The following is an 8,204-nucleotide window of genomic DNA, read 5'->3' on the forward strand; positions in this document are numbered from 1 at the left end:
GCGGAGGGCTCCGCGGCCCGTCCGGCCGCCGACGGGGTCGGCGACCGGACGCGCGACCTGTTCCGGCGCTGGCGGGAGGACCGTCTCGGCGGCGATTCGAAATCCCGCGCCCTGAAGGAGGCCCTCGACGGCCTGCGCGCCAGCGACCCGGCGGCCAAGCCCGGCGCCGCGCCGCCCGGCTGGTACCTGCCGGTCCTCGCCGAGGACGGGGCGGCGGAGGGCGATCCCTGCTGGGCCGACACGCGGCTGCGCCCGCGCGACGTCGTGGCGGCCCTGGTCTGGCTCGACCTTCTCAGCACGAACGAGGCCGTCTCCCTGACCGATCAGGAGCGACCGCTGCAGCTCCAGCTGCTGGAGGTCGCCCTGAACCCGGCCCGCGCCGCCGCCTGCGCCCGGCGGGCGCCCGAGGGCGAGCGCGCGGCCGCGCGCTCGGTCTACCTGCGGGAGATCGGCCGCAACCCCGCCTTCGTCCGCTTCATCACCCGCGACCTGCCGCCCTTCGGGCTGGACCTGACCGGCGCGAGCCTCGTGCCGGCCCGCTACGTCCTCACCCGCGGCGGGCGCAAGCTCCACGAGGGCGCGGCGCCCGACCAGACCAGCCGCGTCGCCTCGATCGGCGAGCTCGGCGTCGCCCTCCAGCTCAAGGCCGGCCTCACCGCCGTGGTGTTCGATCCGGACCTGAGCTGGAAGATCATGCCGTGACGCAGGCGTCCGGCCCGGAACAGGATCTGCCCGTGCTGCGCTACAGCACGGCCGGCCAGCCCCGGGACCAGGCCGTCGAAACCTGGCGCGCGCTGATGCGGCTGATGTACGGCATCGAGCCGGCCGCGCGCGACGCCCAGGGCCGCGCGCCGGGGGGCGGGATCGCCGTCCACCGCGTGGGCATGCTCCTGGCGAACCGCACCGTCTGGCACGGGCAGCACGTCGCACGCGACCGCCGCCTCGCCGACCCGACCCCCGACCACATCGCGTTCCAGTTCTGCCGGAGCGGCAGCTACCACGGCGACATCGCGGGGAGTACCGCCTCGCTCCTGCCCGGCACCGTCGTGGTGGCCAACCGCCGCCGCATGCTCGCCGGCCGCCTCGCTGCCGACACGATCGGGCTTGTGGTGCCGCGCCACCTCGTCGCGGGGCTCGACACCGACGCCCTCGCGATCCGGTTCGACCCGGCCCGAAACCGGCTGCTCGGTGCGCGCCTCGAGCTCCTGCATCGCACCCTGCCGCGCGCGCGGCCCGCGGACGTGCCAGCCCTCGAAGCCGAGCTGATCGGCTTCGTGCGGCACCTGCTCGACCCCTCGCGGGCGGTCGACGTACTGGAGGGTCCGGCACTCGATGCCGGCCAGTTCGCCCGGGCCGAGCGCCTCGTCCTCGCTCGGCTCGACGACCGGGACCTCGCGCCGGAGGACATCGCGGCCGCGCTCGGGATCTCCCGCGCCACGCTCTACCGCCTGTTCGCGCCGCTCGGCGGGGTGATGGCCTACGTGCAGGAGCAGCGCTTCCTCGCCCTGCGCGACGCGCTCGCCGACCCGCTGGAGCGGCGCAGCCTGACGCGCCTGGCCGGGGCCCACGGCATCGGCAGCTCGGCCCATCTCAGCCGGGGCTTTCGCGCCCGCTACGGCGCGGCGCCGCGAGACTGGGCCGCGGCACGGCGGGCGGAGGCCGTCGCCCGGCAGGGGGAGGTGCTGGGTCCGGCCCGGACGTGGTGGCGGGGCTTCCGGGCCCCGTGCGGGGACGCCGCCGTCAGGACCTGAGGGCGGCCCGGGCCCGCGATCGGGTCCCGGCCTCGAGCGCCGGCCTCAGCTCATCCATTCCGCCTGCGCGAGGTTCTCCTCGTATTCCCGGCGCAGGTCGTCGCGCCGCGCCTGCTCGACGGCGGCGTTGTGCGGGGCGATGTTGCGGGCGAAGCTGTCGATCTTGCTCTGCCCCGCGTCCCGCGCCCGCCCGACGACGGCCGGATCGGCCCCCTCCGCCACGGCCCGGGCGAAGGTCTGGAAGGTCTCGCCCCAGTCGCGGCCGAGCTCGCCCGCGAGGTCGCGCACCTCCGGCGCGAACTTCTCGGGCAGCCCGCGCCCGTTGATCAGGCTCTGGATCGCCGCCCCCATCTCGAGGCGGTTGCGCACGGGCGTCGCGTGCGCGAACGCGGTGAGCGCATCGCCGGAGAGACCCTCCGGGGGCTTCATCACGGTGAGTTCCGGGTTGATGCTGCGCAGGGCGAGCATGTCCCGCGCCGCGTGCGCGCGCATCCCGGCCTTCTGCTCGGGCGTGGCGCCGCTGTCGTCGATCGCCGCGAACATCACGCCGAGCTGGTTCCTCATGTCCTGCGGCACCCGGTCTGCCGCCGTGCGGATCGAGGCGGCGTCTCCGGGAGCTCCCATCAGCTCGGTGAGCACGGCCTTCAGCTCGGCGACCGCCTGCCGGGCGATCTCGCCGCGCGAACGCGTCTCCGTCGCCATCTCGGTGTAGTGCTGGCTGCTGTCGGTCCTGTAGCCGCTCTCGCTCAAGGGCAGCGGCGGCTTGCCCTCGAGACGGGCCGACACGGCGCCCGCGACCGCCGCCGAATAGTCCCGGGCCAGCGCCTGCGAGCTCTGCGAGGCGGGGTTGGCGTTGCGGATGAAGGAGCCGAGCTTGTCGTCGCTCATGCCCTCGGCGCTGGCCTTCACCTGCGCGTAGGTGCAGGCGTGCATCTGTGCGACGCTCGCCGTGCGCGGGTCGAAGGACTCGCCGCCGAACGTCTCGATGCCGAGATTCGTGAAGAGCGCGTCGAGTTCCACCGGGAGCCGGGGCGCCGCCCGCGCCGGCTGCGCCGTCGCCCCGGCTCCGGCCGCCTGCGGCGCGCCATGGGCCGCCCGCGGCCCGCTCGGGGCCGCCTGCGGCCCGCGGTCGGCGAACAGGGCCGCCGCCTCGCGGCCGAGCGTCTTCAAACCCGACACCAGGCCGTGCGCGGCCTTGCCGGCGAGGTCGAAGAGCTTGTCGCCCGCGACCGTGAGGCTCCCCTTGAGCGACGCGAAGGCGCTTGCGGCCGACAGGCCGAGGCTCTGCATCACGCCCCTGGCCGTCTCGGCGAAGCCCGCGCTCGCCCGGGGCCGGGGATCGTCCGCGAGGCTCACCGTGTGAAGCCAGCCGTGGGCCTGGGAATAAACCGGGGCCGTCGAGGCGGCGCCGATCTGCGGGGCGTGTTGTCCACCGACACCGTTCAGCATGGGGCTCTCCCGTTCTGCGTGGCGGATCCTGCGTCAGATCCGGATCATCAGGTCGCCGGCCGGCGCCGCGGCCTCGGCCTCGCGCGGTCCGCGGATCAGCGCGGCGGCGTCCTCCGAGCGCAGGAAGGCCACGTATTTCATGAAGCCGAGCAGGGTGGCCTCGAGCTGCGCCGCGTCGAGCGGCCCGACCTCGACCCGCTGGCCGTAGCAGACGACGCGGTCGCGCGGATCGAGCATCAGCCGTCCCGGCCCCGTCGCCTCGCCGAGATAGTTGGCCGTCATGAGGCGCACGAGGACGTCGCGGTCGAGGTCCTGCCCGAGCCCGGGCAGTTCGGTATAGAGTTCGAAGCTCCCCGCATCGATCTTGGCGATCGCGACCCGGATCGTCTTGTCGAAGATGAGTTCGACCTGTCCGTCGCCGTCGAGCGCCAGCCGCGGCAGCCCGGCCAGAACGCGGATCGCTTCGAGGGCCTCGTCAACGCTCTGCATCGTGTTCTCCCTGGTCCAGGGAGTTAAGCGGATTCGCCGGGCCGGGCCTGTGCCGAACGGGACAGCCTCCGTCAGCCCGCCCCCGGCGGCCTGTGGTCGCCGGCTTCCATGTCGATCACGCCGTGGGGAAGGCGGCCCGCGTAGAGCCGGTCCCGGTTGCGCGCCACCCAGGCCAGCACCTCGGCCACCGCGTCGAACAGGTCGTCGGGGATGGTCTCGCCCACCGCGGTGTCGGCGTAGAGCCGGCGGGCGAGCGGCGCGTTGCGGAAGACCGGCACGCCCGCCCCCTCGGCCTCCGCGCGCAGGTGGACCGCCTGCAGGTTGCGGCCCTTGGCGGTGACGAGGGGCACGGGCGCGTCCGTCTCGTCGTAGCGCAGCACCACGGCGAAATGGGTCGGGTTCACCACCACCGCGGTGCCCTTGCGGGCGGCCGAGCCGCCCTCGCTCATCACCAGCTCCTGGGCGAGCTGCTTGCGCTTGCCCTTGATGTGGGGGTCGCCCTCGCTCTCCTTGTACTCGCGCTTCACCTCGTCCTTCGACATCATCAGGCTCTTGATGTGGCTGCGCTTCTGGTAGGTGAAGTCGGCGAGCGCCACGATCAGGAAGGCGAGGCCCGAGTACATCAGGGTCTGGAAGAGCACCGCCTGCGTCAGGTTGATCTGGCAGGGCATGCCGCAGCCGATCGAGACCGCGAAGGGCCCGAGCGCTCCGCGCAGCACGTACCAGAGCAGGATCGACAGGATCACGATCTTCAGGATGGATTTCAGCGTCTCGACGATTTGCTTCATCGAGAACACGCGCTTGAAGCCCGCCGCCGGGCTGATCTTCTCCAGCTTCGGCGCCAGCGATTCGAAGGCGAAGAGCACGCCGAACTGCAGCACGTTCGTCGCGATGCCGGCCACGATCGTCACGCCGACGATCGGCGCCAGGATCTTCACGCATTCCATGCCAACGATGGAGAGGCCGTTGGCGGCGCTGACCCGGAACTCGCCGAGCGCGAGCTGGGCCACCACGTCGAACAGGGCGGCGAGCCGCCGGACGATGTCGCCCCAGGCGAGCCAGACATAGGCGATCACCGCCATCAGGGAGCCGGCCGAGACCACCTCCTGGCTGCGGGCGACCTGGCCCTTCTCCCGGGCGTCGCGCTCCTTCTTCGGGGTCGGGAGCTCGGTCTTCTCGCCGCCCTCGCTCACGGCGCCGCCCCCGGGCCGGCACCGAAGCGCAGCAGCGTGTAGAGCGAATCGAGGTAGCCCTGGACCAGCACGGTCTGGCTCGCGGCGTGGGGCAGGAGCGTCGAGAAGTAGAAGATCAGCACGAACATCGCGAGCGCGCTCTTGATCGGCATCGCCAGCACGAAGACCTGGATCTGCGGCGCGAAGCGGCTGACCATGGCGAGCGCGAACTCGGCCAGGAACATGATGGCGACGATCGGCCCGGCCAGGATCAGCACGTAGCGCACCGCGTGGTCGAACACCCCGAGCATCAGGGCGGGGAAGCGCTCGGAGATGATCGGCAGCGCGCGCGTGGCCGGCCAGATCGCGAAGGAGCGGTAGAGGAGGCCGATCACCGGCAGCACCGCGCCCGCCACGTAGACGTAGGTGAGGAAGACCTGGCTGAAGGCGATGCCGAGCGTCGAGGTCTCCTGGCCCTGGAGCGGGTCGATCGAGGAGGCCATCGAGGAGCCGCGCTGGTTGTCGATCAGCGCGCCCGCCGCCTGCACGGCCCAGAAGATCCAGCCGACGAGGTAGCCGAGCAGGAAGCCGATCGCGACCTCCTTGGCGAGGTAGACCGCGTAGGTGGTCACCTGCCGGTCGAAGGCGTCCACATGGGCGAGGTTGATGCCGGCGGGCAGGATCGACAGGGCGAGGACCACCGCGACCCGCGCCACCCGCGGCACGGCGGTGGAGACCAGCAGCCCCGAGGCCGCCATGAAGGCGTAGACCCGCGGCAGGGTGAGGATGAGCGCGATCACCTCCCGGTCGAACAGCCGGAAGAAGAACAGCAGGGTCTCGCGCACCTCCATTCAGAGAGGCCTGCTCACCGCCGCGGCTCCTTGGCCACGTGGGTGTATTTTGGGAAGTTGTCGAACAGCTTCAGCGTGTAGGTGAACATCTCGTTGCCGAGGAAGCCCGCCATCGCGGCGATCGTCACCGCCACGGCGACGAGTTTGATCGCGAAGGACAGGGTCTGCTCCTGCACCTGGGTCAGCGCCTGGAGCAGGCTGACCGCGATGCCGACCACCGAGGCCACCACGATCGGCGGCATCGAGAGCAGCATCACCAGCATCATCGCCTCGGTGATCTGGTGGACGGCGTCGGCGGGGGTCATCGGGGCCCCTCAGACATAGGTCTTCACGAGGCCGAGGATCAGCCGGGACCAGCCGTCCACCATCACGAACAGGAACAGCTTGAAGGGCAGCGAGATGGTGAGCGGGCTCACCATCATCATGCCCATGGCGAGCAGGATGTTCGAGACGATGAGGTCGATGGCGATGAAGGGCAGGTAGAGCAGGAAGCCGATCTCGAAGGCCTCGCGCAGCTGGCTCACCGTGAAGGCCGGCAGCACCACCGCGATGCTGTCCGGACCCAGCCGGTCGGCGAGGTCCGGCGGCCAGAGCGAGCGGGCGGCCTCCAGGAAGAACAGCTTCTCGCGCTCGGCCGCGTGCCGGTTGAGGAAGCCCGCCAGCGGCTCGCGGCCCGCCTCGTAGGCGGCCTTCAGCCCCTCGACGCTCGTGTAGGTGAACTGCCCGGCGGACAGGATGTCGTAGGTCTGCACGATGACCGGCGTCATGATGTAGCCGGTGAGGATGATGGCGAGCGCGTTGAGCGCCATGTTCGGCGGAATTTGCTGCACGCCGAGCGCGTTGCGCACCAGCAGGAACACCACCGAGAGCTTGATGAACGAGGTCGCCACCACGGCCAGGAACGGCACGAAGGCGGCGGCGCCCAGCACGAAGATGAGGTTGAGCGGATCGACCACGGGCCCGGCCCCTCAACCCAGGGCGAGGCGCACGAGGCGCACCGCGAAGCGGTCGTCGATCCGCACCAGCTCGCCCGCGCCGACCGCGCGGCCGTTCACCCTGAGCACCACCTCCAGCCCGTCCCGCGGGATCTCGGGGTCGAGGGCGACGAGGCTGCCGACCTGCCAGGTCTCGATCTCGGCGAGCGGCACCGTGACGCTGCCGATGTCGAGGTCGAGGGCCACATCCAGGCCCGCGTCGAGGTCGGCACCCCGCGGCTCGGCGGTCGGGACAAGGGTGCTGGACGACGTGCTGGACGACATGCTGGACGACATGCTGGTGGGGCCTTCCTGACGGGTCTCGTCCGGACGATCGGGGAGGGCGGCGGCCGCGGTGACGGCGGAGCAGGTCCAGCCGCCGCCCGCCTCCCGGAAGTGGAACAGGGCCGGGCCGAGGCGCAGCCGCGCGCTCCCCGGGCCGATGCCCGCATCGAGCACCACGACGCTGCCGGGGGCCAGCGCCCGCAGATCGCCGAGCGGCAGGACGAGGCGCCCGAGCGTGACGGCGGCGGTGCGGGTGAGGATCTGCCGGATGCCCGGCCAGACCGGCCGGGGCCCGAGCGGGCCGAAGATCCGCGCCAGCGTGTCGAGGCTCGCCGCGATGTCGAGCGCGACCGGCGCCGGGGCGAGGCCGTGCAGGGCCACGCGGAACCAGCGCAGATCTTCGGCCCGCTCCGCCGGGACGAGGTCGCCGAGCGGACCGGCCGCCCGGGTGGTGAGCGCGCCGAGATCATGGTCGGGCATCACCGAGGCGAAGGCCGCGACGAGGCCCGCGAGCAGCGCCTCGCGGAGCGCGTCGGGAAGGAGGGGCAGGTCGGCGACGTCGAGGTCGGCCCCGAAGGCCGCCATGAACGGGAAGGCGACCGGGCGCAGCACGAGCGGCAGATCCGGCCCGAGACGCAGGTCGAGGCAGAGGGCGTCCACCGGCGGCGCCTCGGCCAGCTCCACCACGGCCGCGGCTTGGCCGCGCAGCGGCAGCGGCACGCCGGTCCGGCCGGCGAGCGCGTTCCAGACGCCGATCGCGTCGGCCGGTACCCCGCGCAAGGTCGGGGGCGTCCAGGGATGGGCCGCGCTCACGGGTCGGCGCGCCCGAGCAGGCGGCCGATCGCCGCGAGCGCGTCGCCGGCCCGTGGTTCGGCCGCCTCGGTCCGCTCCAGCACGCGCACGCCCCGGCCACCGAACCGGCCCCGCAGCCGGTGGGCGAGGTCCCGGGCCGCCTCCGCGAGGTCGGCGGGGGCGAGGCCCGCCGCGCGCACCAGCGTCACGTCGAGACCCGTCGGCGTCAGCGCTACCGTGACGGCGGCGAGACCCGGCACCAGCCCGTCGAGGGGCACGCGCAGCGAGAGCGTCTGCCCGGCGCCGGCCGAGAGTTCCGCGCGGATGGCCGCCTCCAGCCGCTCGGAGAGGCGCGCCACGAGGTCGGCGGTGCCGGGGCCGGCCGTGAGCGCCTCGCGCGCCGGGGCCGCCGCGGCAGGGGGGGCTGCGCCGAACAGGGCC

10 protein-coding genes are annotated in these 8,204 nt (G+C 72.9%); 2 read left to right on the forward strand and 8 right to left on the reverse strand.

Features of this window, described 5'->3' with window-relative positions; genetic code table 11:
• Together AX737_RS34410 and AX737_RS14280 are read left to right on the forward strand one after the other, a co-directional pair.
• Positions 1–702: hypothetical protein (locus AX737_RS34410; protein ID WP_197430581.1), on the forward strand; the 702-nt coding region annotated here is incomplete at its 5' end.
• On the forward strand, positions 699–1,751 hold the full coding sequence (locus AX737_RS14280) for a helix-turn-helix domain-containing protein (RefSeq protein WP_066922364.1): 1,053 nt from the start codon (positions 699–701) through the stop codon (positions 1,749–1,751). The genes AX737_RS34410 and AX737_RS14280, both read left to right, overlap by 4 nt.
• A gap of 45 nt (positions 1,752–1,796) precedes the next feature.
• On the opposite strand, the gene AX737_RS14285 is transcribed toward AX737_RS14280, so the two are convergent.
• From AX737_RS14285 to AX737_RS34415, 8 genes are all read right to left on the reverse strand, one after another.
• Entirely contained in the window at positions 1,797–3,200 is a 1,404-nt protein-coding gene (locus tag AX737_RS14285; RefSeq protein WP_066922366.1) for a hypothetical protein, read from the reverse strand.
• Between the two features lie 33 nt (positions 3,201–3,233).
• Entirely contained in the window at positions 3,234–3,689 is a 456-nt protein-coding gene (locus tag AX737_RS14290) for a type III secretion system chaperone (RefSeq protein ID WP_066922368.1), read from the reverse strand.
• Positions 3,690–3,760: 71 nt separating this feature from the next.
• The gene (gene sctU / locus AX737_RS14295) at positions 3,761–4,882 is read right to left on the reverse strand and encodes a type III secretion system export apparatus subunit SctU (protein WP_066922370.1); all 1,122 of its coding nucleotides are present in this window, start codon (positions 4,880–4,882) and stop codon (positions 3,761–3,763) included.
• Positions 4,879–5,706 (reverse strand): type III secretion system export apparatus subunit SctT, encoded by an 828-nt coding sequence (gene sctT, locus AX737_RS14300; RefSeq protein WP_197430582.1) that lies wholly within the window; start codon positions 5,704–5,706, stop codon positions 4,879–4,881. Before sctT ends, sctU begins: the two co-directional genes overlap by 4 nt.
• Positions 5,707–5,726: 20 nt before the next feature.
• A complete protein-coding gene (sctS, locus tag AX737_RS14305) occupies positions 5,727–6,017 on the reverse strand; it encodes a type III secretion system export apparatus subunit SctS (protein WP_066922374.1) in 291 nt (96 codons plus the stop codon).
• Positions 6,018–6,026: 9 nt separating this feature from the next.
• On the reverse strand, positions 6,027–6,668 hold the full coding sequence (gene sctR / locus AX737_RS14310) for a type III secretion system export apparatus subunit SctR (protein WP_066922376.1): 642 nt from the start codon (positions 6,666–6,668) through the stop codon (positions 6,027–6,029).
• 12 nt (positions 6,669–6,680) lie between these two features.
• A complete protein-coding gene (locus AX737_RS14315) occupies positions 6,681–7,784 on the reverse strand; it encodes a FliM/FliN family flagellar motor switch protein (RefSeq protein ID WP_066922379.1) in 1,104 nt (367 codons plus the stop codon).
• On the reverse strand, positions 7,781–8,204 hold a 424-nt coding region (locus AX737_RS34415; RefSeq protein WP_197430583.1), incomplete at its 5' end, for a hypothetical protein. The genes AX737_RS34415 and AX737_RS14315, both read right to left, overlap by 4 nt.

This window comes from Methylobacterium sp. CCH5-D2 (genome assembly GCF_001556475.1).
GTDB lineage: Bacteria > Pseudomonadota > Alphaproteobacteria > Rhizobiales > Beijerinckiaceae > Methylobacterium > Methylobacterium hispanicum.